Source organism: Martelella sp. AMO21009, assembly GCF_053484295.1.
Genome location: NZ_JBAKFR010000051.1, coordinates 1 through 19,658 on the forward strand (window position 1 = coordinate 1; position 19,658 = coordinate 19,658).

General features: G+C 60.7%; 18 protein-coding genes. 12 read left to right on the plus strand and 6 right to left on the minus strand.

The genetic code is table 11. The features are described from left to right. Nucleotides 1–176: 176 nt before the first annotated feature. Together V6766_RS24860 and V6766_RS24865 are read left to right on the plus strand one after the other, a co-directional pair. Nucleotides 177–293: a YrhK family protein gene (locus V6766_RS24860; RefSeq protein WP_448470943.1), complete on the plus strand. Its 117-nt coding sequence runs from the start codon at nucleotides 177–179 to the stop codon at nucleotides 291–293. 414 nt (nucleotides 294–707) lie between these two features. Continuing rightward, a complete protein-coding gene (locus V6766_RS24865) occupies nucleotides 708–2,051 on the plus strand; it encodes an IS1380 family transposase (protein ID WP_347445337.1) in 1,344 nt (447 codons plus the stop codon). 258 nt (nucleotides 2,052–2,309) lie between these two features. Here V6766_RS24865 and dinB read toward each other — a convergent pair whose 3' ends face one another. From dinB to V6766_RS24880, 3 genes are all read right to left on the minus strand, one after another. Then, complete coding sequence (gene dinB / locus V6766_RS24870) at nucleotides 2,310–3,350, minus strand: DNA polymerase IV (protein WP_448470944.1); 1,041 nt, start codon at nucleotides 3,348–3,350, stop codon at nucleotides 2,310–2,312. A 127-nt stretch (nucleotides 3,351–3,477) separates the two neighbouring features. Then, entirely contained in the window at nucleotides 3,478–4,140 is a 663-nt protein-coding gene (locus V6766_RS24875) for an SOS response-associated peptidase (RefSeq protein WP_448470932.1), read from the minus strand. A gap of 13 nt (nucleotides 4,141–4,153) precedes the next feature. Then, nucleotides 4,154–6,223: an ATP-dependent helicase gene (locus V6766_RS24880; RefSeq protein ID WP_448470933.1), complete on the minus strand. Its 2,070-nt coding sequence runs from the start codon at nucleotides 6,221–6,223 to the stop codon at nucleotides 4,154–4,156. 184 nt (nucleotides 6,224–6,407) lie between these two features. On the opposite strand from V6766_RS24880, the gene V6766_RS24885 reads away from it, so the two are divergent. The 7 genes from V6766_RS24885 (at nucleotide 6,408) to V6766_RS24915 (ending at nucleotide 14,547) form a co-directional block, all read left to right on the plus strand. After that, nucleotides 6,408–7,169, plus strand: a complete 762-nt coding sequence (locus V6766_RS24885; protein WP_448470934.1) for an ImuA family protein — start codon at nucleotides 6,408–6,410, stop codon at nucleotides 7,167–7,169. After that, complete coding sequence (locus V6766_RS24890) at nucleotides 7,084–8,607, plus strand: Y-family DNA polymerase (RefSeq protein WP_448470935.1); 1,524 nt, start codon at nucleotides 7,084–7,086, stop codon at nucleotides 8,605–8,607. The genes V6766_RS24885 and V6766_RS24890 overlap by 86 nt, the downstream gene beginning before the upstream one ends. Then, nucleotides 8,604–11,864, plus strand: coding sequence for an error-prone DNA polymerase (locus V6766_RS24895; protein ID WP_448470936.1), 3,261 nt, complete (start codon nucleotides 8,604–8,606; stop codon nucleotides 11,862–11,864). Before V6766_RS24890 ends, V6766_RS24895 begins: the two co-directional genes overlap by 4 nt. A 371-nt stretch (nucleotides 11,865–12,235) precedes the next feature. Further along, entirely contained in the window at nucleotides 12,236–12,556 is a 321-nt protein-coding gene (locus V6766_RS24900) for a DUF736 domain-containing protein (RefSeq protein ID WP_106312870.1), read from the plus strand. 227 nt (nucleotides 12,557–12,783) lie between these two features. Further along, nucleotides 12,784–13,215 carry a hypothetical protein gene (locus V6766_RS24905; protein WP_448470937.1) on the plus strand — a complete coding sequence of 144 codons (432 nt, stop codon included), beginning with the start codon at nucleotides 12,784–12,786 and terminating at the stop codon, nucleotides 13,213–13,215. Between the two features lie 211 nt (nucleotides 13,216–13,426). Further along, nucleotides 13,427–13,636 (plus strand): antitoxin VbhA family protein, encoded by a 210-nt coding sequence (locus tag V6766_RS24910; protein ID WP_448470938.1) that lies wholly within the window; start codon nucleotides 13,427–13,429, stop codon nucleotides 13,634–13,636. A gap of 44 nt (nucleotides 13,637–13,680) precedes the next feature. Further along, a complete protein-coding gene (locus tag V6766_RS24915; protein ID WP_448470939.1) occupies nucleotides 13,681–14,547 on the plus strand; it encodes a Fic/DOC family protein in 867 nt (288 codons plus the stop codon). A 398-nt stretch (nucleotides 14,548–14,945) separates the two neighbouring features. Here V6766_RS24915 and V6766_RS24920 read toward each other — a convergent pair whose 3' ends face one another. Next, nucleotides 14,946–15,968, minus strand: a complete 1,023-nt coding sequence (locus tag V6766_RS24920; RefSeq protein WP_347445289.1) for an IS110 family transposase — start codon at nucleotides 15,966–15,968, stop codon at nucleotides 14,946–14,948. 213 nt (nucleotides 15,969–16,181) lie between these two features. Between V6766_RS24920 and V6766_RS24925 the strand changes: the two genes are divergently transcribed. The 3 genes from V6766_RS24925 (at nucleotide 16,182) to V6766_RS24935 (ending at nucleotide 17,428) form a co-directional block, all read left to right on the plus strand. Then, entirely contained in the window at nucleotides 16,182–16,355 is a 174-nt protein-coding gene (locus tag V6766_RS24925; RefSeq protein ID WP_448470940.1) for a hypothetical protein, read from the plus strand. Nucleotides 16,356–16,785: 430 nt separating this feature from the next. Further along, entirely contained in the window at nucleotides 16,786–17,082 is a 297-nt protein-coding gene (locus V6766_RS24930) for a type II toxin-antitoxin system RelE/ParE family toxin (protein WP_018065843.1), read from the plus strand. Between the two features lie 4 nt (nucleotides 17,083–17,086). Beyond that, entirely contained in the window at nucleotides 17,087–17,428 is a 342-nt protein-coding gene (locus V6766_RS24935) for an addiction module antidote protein (RefSeq protein WP_448470941.1), read from the plus strand. Nucleotides 17,429–17,506: 78 nt separating this feature from the next. Here V6766_RS24935 and V6766_RS24940 read toward each other — a convergent pair whose 3' ends face one another. Beyond that, nucleotides 17,507–17,758 (minus strand): WGR domain-containing protein, encoded by a 252-nt coding sequence (locus tag V6766_RS24940; RefSeq protein WP_180902382.1) that lies wholly within the window; start codon nucleotides 17,756–17,758, stop codon nucleotides 17,507–17,509. A 2-nt stretch (nucleotides 17,759–17,760) separates the two neighbouring features. Next, the coding region (locus tag V6766_RS24945; protein WP_448470942.1) for a type IV secretion system DNA-binding domain-containing protein at nucleotides 17,761–19,658 on the minus strand (1,898 nt) is incomplete at its 5' end.

Below are 19,658 nucleotides of genomic sequence, written 5' to 3' on the forward strand. Positions count from 1 at the left end.
TCGTCTCGCCCAAAGCCGCGCCCGAAAGGCCGGCTGAAACCCTTCAGAAAATCGCAACGCAGGTATGAGACCCCCGCTCGGGCTACGCCCTCCCGCGGGTCTCATACCTGCGTTCAAAGTGGCCGACTTTTGCTCCGCCCCGTGGCCGGTTTTTACACCGCCGTTGACACTTTTTCCTGCCTGCGCTAGAGCAACACAAGACGCTAGGCGTCTGGCTGTTTATCATCGGCAGCTTTTTCATGTTGATTGGCGCGCTTGGGCGCCTGCTGGTGGACCTGAGCGACGAGACGTAATGCTAGCTCGCTGGTATGCGTCCGGTACGACGCGCTTCTGCTGTGTTCGCTGCGGTTTGTTTTTGCTAAAGCAATGACTGCCTCGGATCGTTGTCGAAAGCTGGCTGTCACAAGCTCGTGCTGACATGAGACAAAATTGATCTCTACGGGTCGCCCCCAAAATCCTTGAAGGGCAACTTTCCGCCAACTGCGTGCGCGAACGGCATAGCCGCCTGATGGATATTTCTTGGAACGTAGCTAAGGTCGAAGTATCGACTTGTGCCACCGATGCTGCGGACGAGGAGTCCACCCTAGCCCGTCTTATTCACGACGCGGCTTGAAAAGGCTGGCGGGTGTAGCTTAAGCGATTGATTTGGCGTAGGATTCGGTTGTCTAAGCCAATCCGTTTACCGCATCTCGCGAGCCACACCCACCATGACCGACGATACGTTGCTGCCGTTTGCTTTTCCAGCCGTTTGCGCCAAGAAGATCACAGCCGCGTTCGATGGCGGCCGCATCACCTCGGACGGCGGCGTCATGCTTCTGGCCGCCGCCGAGCGGCGCCTGCAATTGGCTGACAGGCTCGCCGCGGCGATCCACGATCCACGTGATCCGGCACGGGTGACGCATGCCATGGCCGACATCCTACGCGCCCGCATCTTCGCCATCGCCTGCGGCTACGAGGATGCCAACGATCTCGATCGGCTGCGCAACGATCCGGCCTTCAAGCTGGCCTGCGGGCGGTTGCCCGACAGCGGCCTTGACCTCGCCTCGCAGCCGACCTGTTCGCGGCTGGAGAACCTGCCCGACCTGAAAACCGTCATCCGCCTGGGCCGGGTTCTGGTCGATCTGTGGCTGTTGAGCTATGCCGCGCCGCCAGAAAGCGTCACCCTCGACATCGACGACACGGTGGATGTCGTTCACGGCCATCAGCAGCTCTCGCTCTTCAATGCCCATCATGACGAGCGATGCTTCCTGCCGATTCACATCTATGACGCCACCACCGGCCGGCCCGTCGCCATGATCCTGCGTCCCGGCAAGACACCGGCGGGCAAGGAAATCCGCGGTCATCTGCGCCGCCTCGTCCGGATGATCCGGCGCGCGTGGCCGACAACCCGCATCCTGATCCGCGGCGACAGCCATTACGGCCGGGCGGAAGTCATGGCCTGGTGCGAGAACAACGGCATCGACTATCTGTTCGGCTTCGCCGGCAACACGGTTCTCAAGCGTCTCGTCGAGGAGACCGCCGACGATATCCGCACCCGCCGCGCCCTTGAACAGAAACCGGTGCTGCGCGACTATGCCGAAACCCGGTACAGGGCGAAATCCTGGAAGGTGGAGCGCCGCGTCTGCGCGCGCATCGAGGCGACCATGATGGGCCTCGACATCCGCTTTGTCGTCACCAATCTTGGTGAAGGCTCCGCCGGGCACATCTACGACGTCCTCTACTGCGCCCGCGGTCAGGCCGAGAACCTGATCAAGATGCACAAAAGCCAGCTTGCCTCCGACCGCACCTCCTGCCGCTCACCGATCGCCAATCAGGTCCGCCTGACCCTGCACACCGCCGCCTACTGGCTGATGCTCACACTGCGCGACGCCGTGCCCGCAACAGATTGCCTGCGCAAGGCCGAGTTCGCCACGCTCAGGCTGCGCCTCCTCAAGCTCGGCGCACGCGTCACCGAAACCGCCTCGCGCATCCGCATGGCCTTCGCCGCCGCATGCCCCGAGGCCGAGCTCTTCCGCCATCTCGCCGGCGCCTTGCAGCCGGGCGCGCCATGAAGGCCGGGGCGCCGATGCCCCGCAGAACCCAGACCCTTCAACATCAAACGCGTGCCACCAAGTCCCAGCTCAACCGCGGTGAACAGACGCAACGCCGCCCCATGCTCGCGATCGCTGCCCAGAAAACCTGACAGATCATGAATAAGACGGGCTAGTTTCTTCATAGGCCATAAGTGTACGGTCAATTTCCGTTTACCGTCAGTACACATGACGTAAATGAGGCCTGGCGGGGGCGGCCCTGGTTTCCTTCGGCGCGGCTCACAAAAAGCTCATCTGAGTATGCCTTTGCGTCTCTGGCTCGTCACCCAGCGAAGACAGCGAAACCCCGAGCAGGCGAATCCCTTTTTGCACCGGAAAAAGCTGGGTCAACATCGCTCCAGCGATCTCGGCGATCTCATCTGCGTTTCGCACGTTCTGACGGACCGTCCGGCTCCGCGTGATCTGCTGGAAGTCCGCATATTTCACCTTCAGCGTCACTGTCCGCCCGCTGATCCGCTTGTTTTGCGCATGGCGCCAGACTTTCTCGGTAAGCGGGACCAACTCCGCCTTTGCCGCCTCGAGCACGAAGGTATCAACCGCAAACGTGTCTTCCGCGCCGATCGACTTGCGCGGCCGATCGGGCTGAACAGACCGCTCGTCGATCCCCCGCGAAATCCGATAATACCACCCGCCCGACTTGCCGAAGTTGTCACGCAGGAAGGCGAGCGACTTCTCTCGAAGATCGGCTCCGGTCACGATCCCGAGCCGCTGCATCTTCTCTGCCGTCGCTGGCCCGACGCCGTGGAATTTCTTGACAGCGAGATCAGCAACAAATGCCGGCCCAATCTTCGGCGTAATCACCGCCTGGCCGTTCGGCTTGTTCAGGTCGCTCGCCATCTTTGCGAGGAACTTGCAATAGGAGATCCCGGCTGATGCATTGAGGCCGGTTACCTCCTTGATCCGGGCACGGATGATCGTCGCGATTTCGGTTGCGAACGTGATCCCCTGCTTGTTTTCGGTCACATCAAGATAGGCCTCATCGAGCGAGAGTGGCTCGATGAGGTCTGTATGCTCGGCGAATATCTGATGGATCTGAGCCGAGACCGACCGGTAGACATCAAACCGCGGTTTCACGAACACCAGGTCGGGACAGCGGCGCTTTGCGGTCACGGAGGGGAGCGCGGACCTTACGCCAAACGCCCGCGCCTCATAGCTGGCCGCGGCGACAACACCTCTGGCCGCAGAGCCTCCGACAGCAACCGGCTTGCCGCGCAGTTCGGGATTGTCGCGCTGCTCGACGGAGGCATAAAAGGCATCCATGTCGACATGGATGATCTTGCGGATGACCGGGGCGGTATCATCCGTTTCGACCTGGTGGTCTCTTTCCAAAACTGTCAGTTCATCCGGCGCGGCCATGACCATCTCAAGAGCGTGATCCGGGACGACGTTAATCGTCTGCGGGGTTTTCAGGAGGGTCGACGAGGACCAGCATGTTGCCGGGCAGTGATCGCTGAAGGTGTTTTACATCGGCCCAGTCGCCGGTGAGCCAGAGATCGACTTCCTCCGACGTCGTCAGGATCGCCGGCATCGCCTTCTCATGAATGGGCCTGACGATCTCGTTCGGCGTTGTCGTTAGGAACCCGAACAGTTCATATTCCTGTTCGCCATTGCGGACCTTCCGCACGCCCTTCCAGGGCGTCCAGAAACCGGCAAAGAACATCAGCGGCCGGTCGGGGTTCTGCGCAAACCAGGCATTCGGCACACGCCCGCCCTCCACCTTGCTGGCGGGATCGGGCTCCGCAAATGACGTGAACGGCACAACGCAGCGGCTTGTCGGACCGAGCCAGCGACGCCAATACGGAGATCCCACGTTGCGGATATTTGTGACCCCGCGATCGGCCTTGCCTTTGACGAAGGCCGGCGGCGTCGGCATACCCCAAGTGGCACTGACAATTTCCCGATTTCCAGCGCCATCGACGCGAACGATCGGCGCCAGCGTGTTGGGATAGACATTTAGCGACGGCTCGTTCCATCCGGCTTTGTCGCTAATGGCCTTCGTAAACTGGACGACGGCATCCCGTGTCGTGGTCAGATTATAGAGATTGCACAAGTTCCCTCTCCCCTCAGCGCCACATCCCGCGCATCCGCGCGCCGACATCAAGCCGAACCTGTCGCGGGCCGGTGTTGCTCTGTTGCCCCGGCTTCACCACCGGCCATGTCCTGTTCTCAAAATGCTGCAGCAACATAGCGGGAATGAACCGGGTTCGCGAGGCATAGACATGCCTGTCGCCGGTCGAGGATTGACCATGCGTGAAGAAGCGCTGTGGGACGACAAGGTTCAGGCTGTCCCGTGCCCGGGTCATGGCCACGTAAAGCAGGCGCCGCTCTTCCTCGATATCCTCGGCCGTGCCGACGCCGAGATCGGAGGGAATGCAGCCGTCTACGGCATTGAGCACAAAGACCGAGCGCCATTCCTGCCCCTTGGCCGAATGGATGGTTGAAAGGATCAGATAGTCTTCATCGAGCAGGGGCACGCCGGCCTGGCCGGAGGTGGCATCCGGTGGGTCAAGCGTCAGCTCGGTCAGGAACCGTTCCCGCGACGGATAGCCAGCGGCAATGTCCTCAAGCTGCAGCAGATCGGCGCGACGCATCTCGAAGTCTTCATGGATGCGCTCCAGATACGGCTCATACCAGGCCCGGACCCGGCCGATCTCGGCGGGCCAGCCCATGTTTGATTGGCGGAGGTCCGTCACCAACGACACAAGCCCCGGCCAATCTGCCACCGCACGCGAGGGGGCCGGCAGTACCGCGAGGGTCCCGACCGGATCGGCGGTTTCCGCAATCGCATCCAGCGCATTTTGCGCCGAGGCCGGACCGACGCCAGGTATGAGCTGCATCAGCCGGAAGCCCGCCACACGATCGCGCATGTTCTGGGCAAACCGCAGACCTGCGAGCATGTCCTTCACATGGGCGGAATCGAGGAATTTCAGGCCACCGAACTTCACGAAGGGAATGTTGCGGCGGGTGAGCTCGACCTCAAGCGGTCCACTGTGATGGCTTGCCCGGAACAGCACGGCCTGATCCTTCAGCCGCATGCCGCCCTCGCGGTTTTCGAGCACCTCGTCGGCAATGAACCGGGCCTGATCGCCCTCATCGCGGACCGTCACCAGCCGCGGCTTTTCGGTTGAGGCGCGGTCGGTCCAGAGATCCTTGGTGTAGCGCTCCTGGGCAAGGCCGATCACGCCATTGGCGGCGGCAAGGATCGGCTGCGTCGACCGGTAATTGCGGTCGAGCGTGATCACGTCGGCCTTCGGCGAGAATTCATTCGGGAAGTCCAGGATGTTGCGAACCGTGGCCGCCCGGAACGAATAGATCGACTGAGCGTCATCGCCCACAACGGTCAGCCCCCGCCCGCCAAGTTTGAGCGCCATCAGGATCGAGGATTGCAGGCGGTTGGTATCCTGATATTCGTCGACGAGAACATGATCCCAGCGTCCGCCGATCTCGGCGGCAAGCACTGGATCGCCCATGGTCTGCGCCCAGTAGAGCAGAAGATCATCGTAATCGAGGACGTTCTGGATCTGCTTGGCCTCGACATAGGCCGCAAACAGCTCCCTCAGCTCCTTTTCCCAGGCGCTACACCATGGAAAATTGGCCCTCAGGATTTCCGCAAGCGGCGCCTCGGCATTGACGGTGCGCGAATAGATCGAAAGACAGGTGCCCTTGGCCGGAAACCGGCTTTCTGTCTTGGAGAACCCAAGGTCATGTCGCGCGAGGTTCATCAGGTCGGCCGAATCCTCGCGGTCATGGATGGTGAACTGCGGATCGAGGCCAAGCTCGATCGCATATTCCCTCAACAGACGGGCACCGATCCCGTGGAACGTGCCGGACCAGGCAAGCCCGTCGGCCATGATTGCCGCCTTGTCTCCAAACGCCTTCGCGCAGATTCGCTCGACACGTCTGCCCATTTCGGCGGCAGCGCGACGGGAAAAGGTCATCAGCAGGATCCGGCGTGGATCGGCTCCGGAGATCACGAGCTGGGCAACCCGGTGGGCAAGCGTATTGGTTTTGCCGGACCCCGCGCCGGCGATGATCAGCAACGGACCGCCAATGGCGCCATCAGGCAAATCCATGCCATGCAGAACTGCGGCCCGCTGATTGTCGTTCAATTTTTCGAGATGCGCCGCACTCATACCGCCCTACCCTAAACCCCTTGTGATTCAACGATGCACGCCGTGCGCATCGGTTTTCTGTCCCGGTCGCCGTCCACAGGGCCCACCAATGAGGCCGATTGACTCAAAACCTGAGAAAGAACAAATAAGGAACATATCGGAGAATTCTGCCGTTGCAAAGTCCTGAAGGAGACTGTCCAACATCATGCCGAGCCACGCCGCCAGTCCCGCCATCGCAGAGCTTCGAGAGCGCATCGCGCATCTTGAAGGACCGGGCGGACGCGCGCGATCTGTCCTGCCCTTCGGCCTGAAGGACATCGATCGCAGGCTGCCGGGCGGCGGATTGGCGCTTGGCTGTCTGCATGAGGTGGCAGGTGGCGGCAATGGCGCTGTCGATGGAGCGGCTGCTGCACTGTTCGTGGCGGGCATTGCCGCGCGCACCCGAGGCAAGGTGCTCTGGGTGGTCACGCGTCCCGATCTCTTTGCACCGGCCATCGCCCAGGCCGGGCTTCAGCCCGACCGGGTAATCTATGTCGAGGCCGGCGACGAGAAGGCGCTGCTCGCCTGTTTCGAGGAAGGGCTTCGTCATGGCGGCCTCGGCGCAGTTGTCGCCGAGACGGCGCGCCTCTCGATGACGGCCTCGCGCCGATTGCAATTGGCGGCCGAGAACTCCAACACGATCGGGCTGGCCCTGCGCCGCTGGCGACGGCAGACCGAGGCCGGCGACTTCGGGCAGCCGACGGCAAGCGTCACCCGCTGGCGGGTTTCCGTCCTGCCCTCGCGGCCATTGCCCGTTCCCGGCCTTGGCCGCGCGCGCTGGCTGGTAGAGCTTATCCGATGTCGTGCCGGCGAAAGTGCTGATTTTGAACTGGAGGCGTGTGATGACACGGGTCGTCTCTCTCTTCCTTCCGAGGTGGCCGACGGATCGCCTCAGAAGGAAGTCGGGCGACGCATCGCCTCCCGCTGATGCGCCGCTTGTCATGGCCGGCCGCATCGGCCGCCGCCGTCTGATCACGGCAATCGACGCCAATGCCGAACAGCTTGGCGTCCGTATCGGCATGGTCGTCACCAAGGCGCAAGCCCTTGTGCCGGGCCTTATCATTGCCGATTCCGATCCTGCCGCCGAAACCGAGGGGCTGAACAAGCTGGCGCTCTGGGCCCTTCAGCGAATTTCGCCGGTGGTGATGGCCGATCCTCCGGATGGTCTGGTCATCGACACGACCGGCGCTGACCATCTGCATGGCGGAGAGGACGCCATGCTTGCCGACATGATCAGGCGCTTTGCAGCGGCCGCTGTCGAGGCGCGTGCTGCCGTCGCGGACACGTGGGGCGCCGCGCATGCCGCTGCCCGGTTTCTGGCACGACCCGCGATCGTGATTCCACCGGGAGAAAGCGAGGCGATGCTGCGAACCATGCCGCTCTCAGCGCTCAGGCCGGATCCCGCGACAGTGTCCGACCTGCACACACTCGGTTTCGAGACTATCGGCGAGCTGCTGGATCAGCCGCGCGCGCCGCTGACACTGCGCTTCGGCCCGGAAGTGGTCCGGCGGCTCGACCAGGCGCTTGGCCGGATTGCCGAGCCGGTCGATCCGATCCGCTCGCCGGAGCTGGTCGAGGTGCGCAAGGCCTTTGCCGAACCGATCGGCGCCCCGGAGACCATTGCCCGTTATATCGGCAAACTCGTCGACGCCCTCTGTCTTGAACTCGAAAAGCGCGGCCTTGGCGCCCGGCGGCTCGATCTTCTGTTCCACCGTGTCGACAACACCATGCAGTTCATCCGCATCGGCACTGCCCAGCCGGTGCGCGATCCGAAACGCCTTGTCCGCCTGTTCCGCGACAGGCTGGAGAGCGTCGATCCGGGATTCGGGATCGAGATCATGGTGCTGGTCGCCATCCAGGCCGAACCCTTGCGGGAGAAGCAGACGATCTCCTCCCTGATCGAGGAGCCGGAAGCCGATGTTTCCGACCTCGTCGATGTCCTCGCCAACCGCGTCGGCGAACACCGGCTCTGTCGTTTCGTGCCGGTTCAAAGTGATGTGCCGGAACGCTCGGTCGCCCGTATTGCCCCGCTGGCACCGGAAACCGGTCTTACCTGGGAAGGCGACTGGCCGCGGCCGCCGCGGCTTTTGCCGCGACCGGAACCAATCGAGACCATGGCACTTCTCCCAGACCACCCGCCCGTCTGGTTCACCTGGCGCGGCGTGCGCCGTCGTATCCGTCGTGCCGATGGACCGGAGCGGGTCCGTGGCGAATGGTGGAAGCGGGATGCAGAACTGACCGCCGTCCGGGATTATTTCCGGGTCGAGGATGACACCGGCGAGCGTTATTGGCTGTTCCGCTCCGGCGACGGCGAGCATGAGGATAGCGGTTCGCACCGCTGGTTCATCCATGGGATTTTCGGATGACCGGGCCGCGCTACGCCGAACTGCAGGTCACCACCCATTTCTCGTTTCTGCGCGGGGCGAGCAGTTGCGACGAGCTGTTCGCCCGCGCCGCAGACCTCGGCATCGACGCCATAGGTGTCGTTGACCGCAATTCGCTGGCTGGTGTCGTGCGGGCATTCGAAGCCTCAAAGCAGACCGGCGTCCGGCTGGTGGTCGGCTGCCGCCTCGACCTTGCCGACGGCCTGCCGGTTCTCGTCTATCCAACCGACCGGGCGGCCTATGCCCGGCTTTGCCGCCTGCTGTCGCTCGGCAAGAAGCGGGCCGGCAAAGGCAAGTGCCATCTCGAATGGACCGACCTCGTGGCCTATGGCGAGGGGCTGATTGCCGTCGTGGTGCCGGATCGGGCCGATGATGACTGCGCCATGCATCTGCGGCGCCTGCGGGACGCTTTCGGGAATCGTGCCTATCTGGCGCTGACACTCCGACGGCGGCCGAACGATCAGCTCCGCCTCTGGCAGTTATCGAACCTCGCTGCCGCAGCCCGAGTTCCGACCGTGGTCACCAATGACGTTCTGTTCCACGCGGTGGACCGGCAGATGATGCAGGATCTTGTCACCGCCATCCGGCATAATGTCACCATCGACAAACTCGGTCATCGCCGTGAGCGTTTTGCCGATCGGTATCTGAAACCGCCTGAAGAAATGCACCGGCTGTTCGATCGCTACCCGGAAGCGCTCGCCCGCACGATCGAGATCATGGACCGCTGCAGGTTCTCGCTCACCGAACTCGCCTATCAGTATCCGGAGGAAAAGCTCTTTCCGGACCTGACACCGCAGCAGGCACTGGAAAAGCTCACCTGGGAAGGTGCCGCCGAACGCTACCCCGAAGGCCTGCCGGACAAGGTGCGCTCCAACCTCAATCATGAGCTGGCGCTGATCGAGAGGCTGGACTATGCGCCGTATTTCCTGACGGTGAATGCGATCGTGCGTTTTGCCCGCACCAGGGATATTCTCTGCCAGGGTCGCGGATCGGCCGCCAACTCTGCCGTCTGCTATGTCCTCGGCGTGACCTCGGTCGATCCGGACCGCAATGATCTCCTGTTCGAACGCTTCGTCTCGGAAGAACGGCGCGAGCCGCCGGACATCGATGTCGATTTCGAGCACGAACGCAGAGAGGACGTCATCCAGTGGGTCTACCAGACCTATGGTCGCGATCGATCCGCGCTCTGTTCGACCGTCATACGTTACCGCGCCAAAGGGGCGCTCCGGGATGTCGGCAAGGCGCTCGGACTGACCGAGGATCTGACCAAAACGCTGTCCTCACAGGTCTGGGGCTGGTCCGAGGGCGTCGAGGAGAAGCACGCCCAGGAACTGAACCTCAATATGGGCGACAGACGGCTTCGGCTTGCGCTGGAGCTTGCGCGACAACTCGTCGGCACGCCGCGCCATCTCTCACAGCATCCGGGTGGCTTTGTCCTGACCCGCGACCGGCTCGACGAACTGGTGCCGATCGAACCGGCTGCCATGGAAGACCGGCAGGTCATCGAATGGGACAAGGACGATATCGACGTTCTCAAATTCATGAAGGTCGATGTTCTGGCGCTTGGCATGCTCTCCTGCATGCGCCGCGCTTTCGACCTGTTGGTGGAACATAAGGATATCCGGCTGAATCTCGCCACCATACCGGCCGAGGATCCGCGCACCTATGCGATGATCCGAAAGGCCGACACGCTCGGCACCTTCCAGATCGAAAGCCGCGCGCAGATGGCGATGCTGCCACGGATCAAGCCGCGCACCTTCTACGATCTGGTCATCGAGGTCGCGATCGTCCGGCCCGGGCCGATCCAGGGCGACATGGTTCATCCCTATCTGCGCCGGCGCGAAGGCAAGGAAGACGTGACCTATCCGAAGCCCGAGCTTGAAGCGGTGCTTGGCAAGACGCTTGGCGTGCCGCTGTTTCAGGAGCAGGCCATGCGGGTGGCCATTGACTGCGCTGGGTTTACCGCCGGAGAGGCCGATCAGCTCCGCCGCGCCATGGCAACGTTCAAGCACACCGGCGGGGTGTCAAAGTTCGGCGCCAAGCTGATCGATGGCATGGTCGCCAATGGCTATGAGCGCGAATTCGCCGAACGTACCTTCCGGCAGCTTGAAGGCTTCGGCTCCTATGGTTTTCCGGAGAGCCATGCGGCGAGCTTTGCACTGATCGCCTATGCTTCGTCCTGGATGAAGTGCTGGCATCCCGATGTCTTTTGCTGCGCGCTGCTCAATGCCCAGCCCATGGGCTTCTATGCACCGGCTCAGATCGTGCGCGATGCCCGCGACCACGGCGTCGAGGTCCGTCCGGTCTGCGTCAATGCAAGCCGCTGGGATTGCACGCTGGAACCGACCGATCGCGACGACGGGCGTTTCGCCGTCCGCCTTGGGCTGCGGCTGGTGAAGGGGCTCGCCAATGCCGAGGCTGCCCGGCTGGTCTCCTGTCGCGAAGACACGCCCTTTGCTTCGGTCGACGACCTCTGGCGTCGCGCCGGCATTCCGGCCGCCGCCCTGGTGGAGCTCGCAGAAGCCGATGCGTTCCGGCCCTCGCTCGGGCTTGCCCGCCGCGAGGCGCTCTGGGCGATCAAGGCCCTGAGGGACGAACCGCTGCCGCTCTTTGCCGCTGCTGCAAGGCGTGAGGCCGGCATTGTCCCCGAGCAGGCAGAGCCGCAGACCCTTCTGAAACCCATGGAGGCCGGCCGGGAAGTGGTCGAGGATTACGGCCATCTGGGCCTGACCCTCAGGAAGCATCCGGTATCGTTTCTGCGGTCGGAGCTGACCCGACAGCGGTTCAGGTCCTGCGCCGAAGCCGTCTCGCTGCGCGACGGCCGCTGGGTCAACCTCGCGGGTCTCGTTCTCGTGCGCCAGCGACCCGGCTCCGCCAAGGGCGTGATGTTCATCACGCTTGAGGACGAAACCGCCGTCGCCAATCTCGTGGTCTGGGCCAAGGTGTTCGAGAAGTACCGCCGCACTGTTCTCGGGTCGGGCATGCTTGGCGTCAAAGGGCGGGTCCAGCGAGAGGGCGAGGTCGTTCATATCGTCGCCCGCGAGCTTATCGATCTGTCGGCGGAACTGGCAAGCGTCGGAACCCGAGATACGGCCTTTCCGCTTCCGCACGGGCGGGGTGACGAGTTTCATCATGGATCGCCGGCGCCTGATCCGCGCGGGATGCCGAAGCCGCGCGATATGTTCGACCCGTATGGGCATATTGATGAGATCAAGGTGAAGCCGCGCGACTTTCGATGATCGCTGCGAACCCCACATCGAGAGAGTGCTTTCGATTGTGCTTTGATAGACACGCCCCGTGCTTCGTCGTTCATCCGGACTGTTTTCTTTCCGGTTTCGGCGCTTTTTGCGCAAAGCTGATGCAAACTGCCATGGCGGAGGAATGTCTTGCCGTTGTTGTTGTTGGGATCAATTGACGATGGGACTGTAAGGCCCGGTGTCTGTCAGCAACGTCTCCGCCCAAAAAAGACGGTTTCCGCCTTCGGCAAACCCTCCGTCTTTTTGTGTTCTCCGCCGCCCTTCGCTTCGCTGCGGCCCTGAAGGGTGCCGTCATCCTTTTCCGGTCCTTCCTGGCGTCCCTGTCAATTCGATCAAACAACGGAGACATACCAATGGCAGACCTGATCAACTTCATCCGCTTCAACGACAACGGCACTTTGGAAGGCAACATCGCCGCACTGGACTTCGACTTCGACATCACTGGCGAAGAGCTCAACAGCACGAACCCGAAAGCGCCTGTCTACCGCCTGTATGGCGTATCCCCGCGAGGCCGGAAGATCGAGGTTGGCGGCATCTGGCGTCAGACGAACCAGAACGGCGAAGAGTACCTGCAGCTGACTGCTGCGACCCCGAGCCGGGCCTTCCGTGCAAACCTCGGCAAGTTTCCCGGCCAGGACGATGATGACCTGATGACCGTGATCCCCTGGAGCTAAGGTTTCACCGGCGCGGCGGTATCCGCCGCGCCGGTTCCGGTAAATCCGCGCCGACCCGAATAGTCCGCACTTGTGTCCCAGCCCTACTCAAATTAAGTATCATGCATTGAGAAAGGCCCGCCATTATCAAGTCAACGACCGACACCCGTGGGGGTGTCGTGGTTCATGACGGGCGTTGACGCATATAGAAGAAGCACTATGTGGGCTTGAACAGCTGTCGCGAGAGAATGACCCGAGACGAAATCATCAAAGGATTGGGCGCGCAACCGCATGACCCGTTTGTGTGGTTCGACGGACCACCTGTACTGGAGCAGATTCCGCCTGGTACAGTGGGCGTGAACTCGATCAAGATTGCGAGTGTCATCGAGAACCGGCCGAGCCGGTATGTGAATCTGTTGCCCATGTTGCGCATGGGCCTGATCGGGCTGATCTATGATCCGCAGCTCGATGGCGGCATCCTGCCCCTCCAAATGCTTGCCGACCGTCTTGGCGTCAGTCGGTTTACGATCCCGCGCAACTGCGTCGTGCTCGAGGAGATGGGACTGTTCTATAAGGTCACGAAGAACGGCCGCTACGCTGTCGAGCCTGATACGGCGTTGGTCGTGTTTCATGACCTGTTCGTTCCGTTGCCGGCGAAACGGCTCCGCAGAGACGATTGACGCACCCCCGATCACCGGGTCAAACATATAAAAACAAGAGAATTCTTCTTCTGGTTCTGGTATAGTTGGCGTGGTCGATAGACCTACGCCGGATTTGTTGTCCTCGAGCGAGAGTGCATAGCAGGACCGTGCCGGTTCGAGGGTTGAGAGATTCCAGGAAGACCGGCTTGGCTGGCTGTAAAATCTCACCGATCTGAAGAAGGAAAAGACCATGGCGAGCACCCTTGAAAAGACGCGCATCTCCGATGCCGAGATGGAAAAGCGGCGCCGGCTGGTCAACAGCGCCGATCATTCCAATGCCATGGAAGGCCTGAAGCGCGATCCTGCCACCGATCACATTTTCGAGGCTTTCGTTCGCGGCGAGATAGAGGCCTCCGACATCGTTCCGATGCTCAAAGAGTTCCGCGCCGCCAACGGATGACGAACTACGCTTACGAAAACGGCACCCTCAAGAACATCGATGGCTTGACCGATCCCGACAAGCTCTCTGCCGTTGAGGCGGAACGGGTCGCGGGCCGGCTGATCGAACTGCGTCTTGGGGGCGGGCCGCAGCCGACCTTTGATACGCGGCACCTGAAAGCGCTTCACCATCATCTTTTTCAGGACGTCTATGAATGGGCCGGGCGCACCCGAAACGAGCGGGTTCAGCTTTCTGATGGCACTGTCGCGACAATGCCGACCATGCAGAAGATCGACGGCGAGCAATTCGCGATCGGTCCGGCCATTTCCAGCGCACTGGACCGATTTTCCGAGGACCTGTGCGGTCAGAACTTCCTGCGCGGTTTCAATAGGGAGACGTTTGCCGACCAGGCCGCAGTTTACTTCAATCGGCTCAACTCGATTCATCCGTTTCGCGAGGGCAATGGCCGGACGCAGAGGGAGTTCATGATCGCGCTGGCGAGGAACGCCGGTCACGAACTGAACTTTGATGTCGTGTCGGCCGAGCGCATGGCGCAGGCCAGCATTGCCGGTCATGAACGCGGCGATGTCGATGCCTTCAAGCGAATGTTCCGCGAGATTTCTGATCCGGAACGTGTGCAGGCGCTGGAGAAGGCGCAGAAGTTCCTGACCTCGCAAGGCTTTGACTGGCAAAATCGCTATATGGCAACGACCGAGCCTGGCCGCCGCTATGATGGCGTTCTTGTCGGGGTTGGTGGGTCGGATTTCATGATGCATGACAAGAAGAATATTCTCGTCGGCAAGACAAAGGACCTGCCACGGCCGTTGCCCGAGCAAGGCCAGCATGTCGTGTTCGAAACGCCACAGAAGACCCCCGCGAACGCCCGAGAGAGTAGGGGGCGTGACGACGACTTTGGGCACGGCCTCGGCTAGAATCCCATCTTCGCGGTCTCGCGGCGTAGATTGCCGGTTGGACGCCGGATTCGGTCGCGGCCGTTGAGGCCGCGGTTCTCTTCTTTTTCTGCCGGGATAGCGAACGGCTCCTTGGTGAGCGTCAATGACGAACGGTTCCCCCATGTGTGGACGGCCCGTGGAATGCAAGACTTTATTTATGTTGGCGGCCAATAAGGTTCAGTCATGTGTCCGGCCTTTTATCGCAGCTCATATGCTGCTGGCCCTGATGAAGTCCGCAGACGGATTGCCAATCAATTTTGCGCGCTCGAGGCGCTGGGGGCACCTAGGCTTTCATCCATCCCCGGCCAAACCGGTTCGCCATCACAACTCAGTCCTTCATTCCACCGCCCGACCGGTGATGGTCGAACGGGATTCCCTCAGGCCGTTGCCGGCCGATACACTTCCTCCCGTCTGAGAATAGCCCACGCAATGCGCGCGGTTTTGTTGGCGATCGCCACGGACACTAGCCTTGCAGGTCTTCGATCCAGCAACCGTGCGATCCACGGAAATGAAGATGCATCGAGGCGGGCTCGCCGAACAACCGCAGTCGCTCCGACCACCAGCAATCGCCTGATGGTTCGATCTCCCTGCTTGCTGATCCGGCCGAGCCGTTCTTTCCCGCCACTGCTGTTCTGTCGTGGCGTCAGACCGAGCCAGGCCGCGAATTGCCGTGCCGATCTGAATTCCGCAGCATCCCCAACCGAAGCGACGATAGCCGCCGCCGTCAGTGAACCTACGCCAGGGATGGTCATCAAGCGACGGGCGGCCGCGTCGCTCCTGCACCACGCAATGATAATGCGATCCAACTCGGCAATCTTCTGACTGAGTTCTTGTAGTTGGTTTCGAATGTGTTCCAGCGCCTGCACTGCTGGCGCGGGTAGCTCATCTCTTGCCGCATGCAGCGCTTCGAGCGCGGTCTTCACGCCCATCGCTCCCTGCGGAGCAATAATGCCAAACTCCGCGAGGTGGCCACGGAGAGCGTTGATGAGCGCAGTTCGGTGACGAACGAGTAGATCTCGCGTCTTGTGTTGCATTAGCAGTGCTTGCCGCTCGCAGCTCTTGATCGGCACGAAACGCATCGTAGGGCGTGTGACCGCTTCGCAGATCGCCTCGGCGTCTGCAGCATCGTTCTTCCCGCGTTTGACATAGGGCTTCACATATACTGGCGGCATCAGCTTGACCTCGAAGCCCAACTTGCCGAGTTCTCGCGCCCAGAAATGAGAAGTCGAGCAGGCTTCCATACCGACTAGGCAACGCGGGATCTGTTCAAAGAATTGCAGCAACTGATTTCGGCGGAGTTGGCGGCGAGCAACGACACACCCAGTGTTATCAACGGCATGTACCTGAAAAACGTTCTTGGCCAGATCAAGACCAACGACAGCGATATTCTCTAAAGACATGGTGCGGTTCCTTTGAATTGCTGGAGCGCGGTGATCGTATCATCTCGCGCTGCGGTTTCGGAGGGCCGTCCACACCATCAATTTTGCCGCTGCCCTGCGGGCAGTAACAAAATCGGCACCCCCATCCTCCGGCGCTGCCGGTCGCTTCGCGATCATTGACACTGCCCTGCGATCACCCGTGTCCGGTTTCCGTCAACAAAAGGAGACGGAAACATGACGACCATCGATCAGATCAATGAGCTTCGCGCCGAGCTGATGAACTGCGACTTTTCGAAGGCCGAGCGGCAGGATGCTGAAGCAGAACTTGAGAAGCTGGAGGCGCAGGCAGCGGCAGAGGAGCTTCAGTTTGAGCAGGACATGGCAGCCTGGAACGCTGACCTCGAATGAGGTCGGTTTCAGGAAGGCTTGACGCTATAAACGGCAGAGTAAATTCAGGCCACCCTCGTTCTTCATCCGTTCCCTTCCAGGCAAGGGATGAATTCATAGAGATGGGGATTTATCTATCTGACAGCACTTCGCTTTCCCCGTTCGTGGGTGGCGGGATAAGACCGCCGCGTGGCCTTGTTTTGCTCCGCCCCGTGGCCTGAATTTACTCCGCCGCTCACACTTGACGCCTTCCTGTTATCGGTTCCGATATACGAACAGCCAGGATATCTTGCGTCAGAAAGCCGCTGTCCCATGCCTTGTAGTGGAAGAAGAGGGCTGAAACCAAGACAGCCAGTGTACGACAGAGCGAGCACTGTCGCATAGGCACTTGTCATGAATAAGCTGTGATTTATAGTTTGCAATTCAGCAATGTGTGACTTATAGTAGGCATATGGTCGAGTTAATCAAAACGGCAACATTTGATCGCTGGCTTTCGAGCCTGAAAGACCGAACTGTGGCCGCAAAGGTCGCCGCTCGCCTCGTGCGACTTTCAATGGGCAATCCCGGTGATGTGGAGCCCGTGGGATCGGGGATTTCCGAGCTTCGAATTCATTACGGCAAGGGATATCGGGTCTACTATATGAGGCGCGGCGAGTTGATTATCGTTTTGCTTTGCGGTGGCGACAAGTCGACGCAGAAAAAGGACATCAAGGCCGCAAAAATGCTGGCCGACGAGTGGAAGGATTGAAACTATGGCAAAGGAAGTTTTTAGCCGTTTCGATGCGGCCGATTACCTGAAAACCAACGAAGACATTGCTGCCTTCCTGGATGCCGCGATGGAAGAAGGCGGAGACGATCCTGAATATATCGCTGTCGTTCTTGGAACCATTGCACGGGCGCGCAATATGAGCCAGTTGGCGCGTGACACCGGGCTTTCTCGGGAAGGTCTTTCACGCGCGCTTTCCGGCAACGGGAACCCGACAATGGCAACTTTGATGAAAGTGGCCAAAGCGCTCGATCTTAAAATTCAGGTTGTTCCAGCCTTGTCTGCAGGGGCGGCATCGAGCGCGTCAGAACATCGAGCCGCTTCCTAAGTGTATTTCTGCCGGCCTGCTGCGCGGCAGGCCGTTTGATGCCTGTTGATGGCGTGACCACCGTGCGTGAACCACGCGTCAGCCGCGGTAGCCACGCTTGCGCTTGCTTTGCTCCAGAATGGCGAGTGCGTCATGGGCCTGTCCGGCTGAGGTGAACCAATCGAGCTTCAGCTGACCGCTGGTCCCGATCCGGCCCCAGCGGCGCACAAGGCACCAGTCCCCGAACAGGCCGCCCTCGATACTGAGATGATAGAACCGCCACTTATTCGTGGCCGGCTCGATGCGGCGCAGGAGCACTTCAGTCGGGAAAAGATCAAACTGTCCCAGCATCTTCAGATCCCCGGCGGTCGCCCGTCGAACAGGTCGTGCGTGGCGCCTTCTACCAGCGCTGTGTTCCTGGGCGTGTCGACCGGCTCCATTCCCTTGAGAACGTCAATGGCCTCTTTCGGATAGTTTGCGCCACAGTCCGTCTGACCGGTCTCAATATCGTCGTCAGTCGTGAAACCTTCAAGTCGGCTGGCAGTGATAAGGTCGAGGGTCCATTGCGCTGGCGCTTGGGCATCGCGCGCTTGGGGGAGGGTGGTGTAGGGAACGCGCACCTTGTAGACGTCCTCGCCAATGCCGGTGACGAGGACATCGATGCCGTTCTTGCGAGGTCCGAGCTGCGTCTCGAATTCGGAGCGCTCAATCGTGTTCTCGCGCCGCTCGTCGCGCACCCATTCCAACCCGTTTCCTCTCGGCTCACGACGATTATAGACCACTGTGGCCTGACCGACATCGCTTTCAAGTCGCTGCGCGGTCGGTCCCGAATTCACTTTGGCGATGATCTTCGTTCCGACGATCGACATCCACGCATCGGCGCGTTCGCGCCCATAGGTGTCACGGATCTGTGCAATATCCTGAACGCCGAGGCACACGCAAACCCCCTTCGATCGCCCGATATCCAGTAGCGCTGAAAACCGGCTGATCTTCGGCAGCTGGGCGAATTCGTCGACGAAAAACCAGATGCGACGGAGCTTGGCGTCGCCAAGTTCCGGATCGGACACGATGCCGGAAGCAATGGTGAGAAACGCGCTGATCCAGCCGTCAGATTGGTCAGAAAACCGGCCGGACTTTTGCAGGATGACGGTGCGTCTTTCTGTTTTGTAGAGCAGCCAGTCGCGCAGCGAGAAACGTTCCAGACCTTCATAACTCGCCCACGCCGTTGCGAGCAGACGCAGCGTGTTCGTATCAGCGGTGAGCGTCGAAAGCGTCGAGGCGACTTGTCGATAGTCAGCATCCAGAAAGCGAACCGCGTCGGGGTGATAGCGATGCGCGACCTCCAGAAGTTCAAGATGGTCTCGGCGCGTCTCGGCCACCAGATCGGCCCACGTCCACCTTCCGGGGTTCTCATGCATAAGGCGTATGGTGCACGCGGCCAGCACGGCGCGGGCCGAGTTGGAAAAGAACCGATCTCTTGATTCAGGGATCAGTCGCGTGGCCAGCTCAACGGCATCCTCTGCAATGCGCAGATCCTTGGCGATATCCCAAACATGGGATCGCCGATCCTGCGGAGCAATGATGATTGGCTGCACCCTGGAACCATCCGACTTGATCGTTGAGGGCAGCTTCTCGGTAAAGTCTCCCTTGATATCGAAGACGAGAACCTTGTCATGTCGCGCGATCGCCGAGACGATCAGCCCGATCATGGTTTGCGTCTTGCCACCGCCAATGGAGCCAAAGATGATGAAGTGTCGCACCTCGCGTTCGAGCGCCAGTCGCCATCCATTGAACCAATGAAGGCCGTCCCTCTTGTCGATCTTTTCGGCTTTTGCGGCTCGTAGCAGTTCGGGCATGCCTGCGACAGTCCGACCGGACTTGATCCATTTTTCCGATGGCATGAGGAAGGCAATATAGCCGCCGATCGCAATGGCAATGATGCCTGCCACAAGCGTGGCAGCCCACAACCATTGCAGTTGAGCCAGATCGGCCGGGACGTAGCCGAATGCCTGAATGAAGCGACTGCGGCAAAGATCGGAGGACCAGAATTTAAGGCAGTCAACCGCCTGTGAAACCGATAGGCGGTAGGCCGATCCGTTCGTGGCGTTCCATGATCGAAGCGCAAAAAAATAAACCCAGACAAGTGCCGAAATGCCCACAAGAAAGAGACCGGCATAGAGCAGAATTGCAAATTCGTGAGAACGGCGGTGCAAAAGTCGGCCACGGAAGCGGCGGAATAATTCGGTCGCGG

What these genes read in the sequence shown, in the direction of transcription:
- V6766_RS24940 (WP_180902382.1), bottom strand. Translation starts at nt 17,758, where the DNA reads ATGCTGGGACAGTTTGATCTTTTCCCGACTGAAGTGCTCCTGCGCCGC.
- V6766_RS24910 (WP_448470938.1), top strand. Translation starts at nt 13,427, where the DNA reads ATGGCGAGCACCCTTGAAAAGACGCGCATCTCCGATGCCGAGATGGAA.
- V6766_RS24920 (WP_347445289.1), bottom strand. Translation starts at nt 15,968, where the DNA reads ATGTCTTTAGAGAATATCGCTGTCGTTGGTCTTGATCTGGCCAAGAAC.
- V6766_RS24865 (WP_347445337.1), top strand. Translation starts at nt 708, where the DNA reads ATGACCGACGATACGTTGCTGCCGTTTGCTTTTCCAGCCGTTTGCGCC.
- V6766_RS24895 (WP_448470936.1), top strand. Translation starts at nt 8,604, where the DNA reads ATGACCGGGCCGCGCTACGCCGAACTGCAGGTCACCACCCATTTCTCG.
- V6766_RS24885 (WP_448470934.1), top strand. Translation starts at nt 6,408, where the DNA reads ATGCCGAGCCACGCCGCCAGTCCCGCCATCGCAGAGCTTCGAGAGCGC.
- V6766_RS24900 (WP_106312870.1), top strand. Translation starts at nt 12,236, where the DNA reads ATGGCAGACCTGATCAACTTCATCCGCTTCAACGACAACGGCACTTTG.
- V6766_RS24880 (WP_448470933.1), bottom strand. Translation starts at nt 6,223, where the DNA reads ATGAGTGCGGCGCATCTCGAAAAATTGAACGACAATCAGCGGGCCGCA.
- V6766_RS24905 (WP_448470937.1), top strand. Translation starts at nt 12,784, where the DNA reads ATGACCCGAGACGAAATCATCAAAGGATTGGGCGCGCAACCGCATGAC.
- V6766_RS24925 (WP_448470940.1), top strand. Translation starts at nt 16,182, where the DNA reads ATGACGACCATCGATCAGATCAATGAGCTTCGCGCCGAGCTGATGAAC.
- dinB (WP_448470944.1), bottom strand. Translation starts at nt 3,350, where the DNA reads ATGGATGCCTTTTATGCCTCCGTCGAGCAGCGCGACAATCCCGAACTG.
- V6766_RS24890 (WP_448470935.1), top strand. Translation starts at nt 7,084, where the DNA reads ATGACACGGGTCGTCTCTCTCTTCCTTCCGAGGTGGCCGACGGATCGC.
- V6766_RS24930 (WP_018065843.1), top strand. Translation starts at nt 16,786, where the DNA reads ATGGTCGAGTTAATCAAAACGGCAACATTTGATCGCTGGCTTTCGAGC.
- V6766_RS24935 (WP_448470941.1), top strand. Translation starts at nt 17,087, where the DNA reads ATGGCAAAGGAAGTTTTTAGCCGTTTCGATGCGGCCGATTACCTGAAA.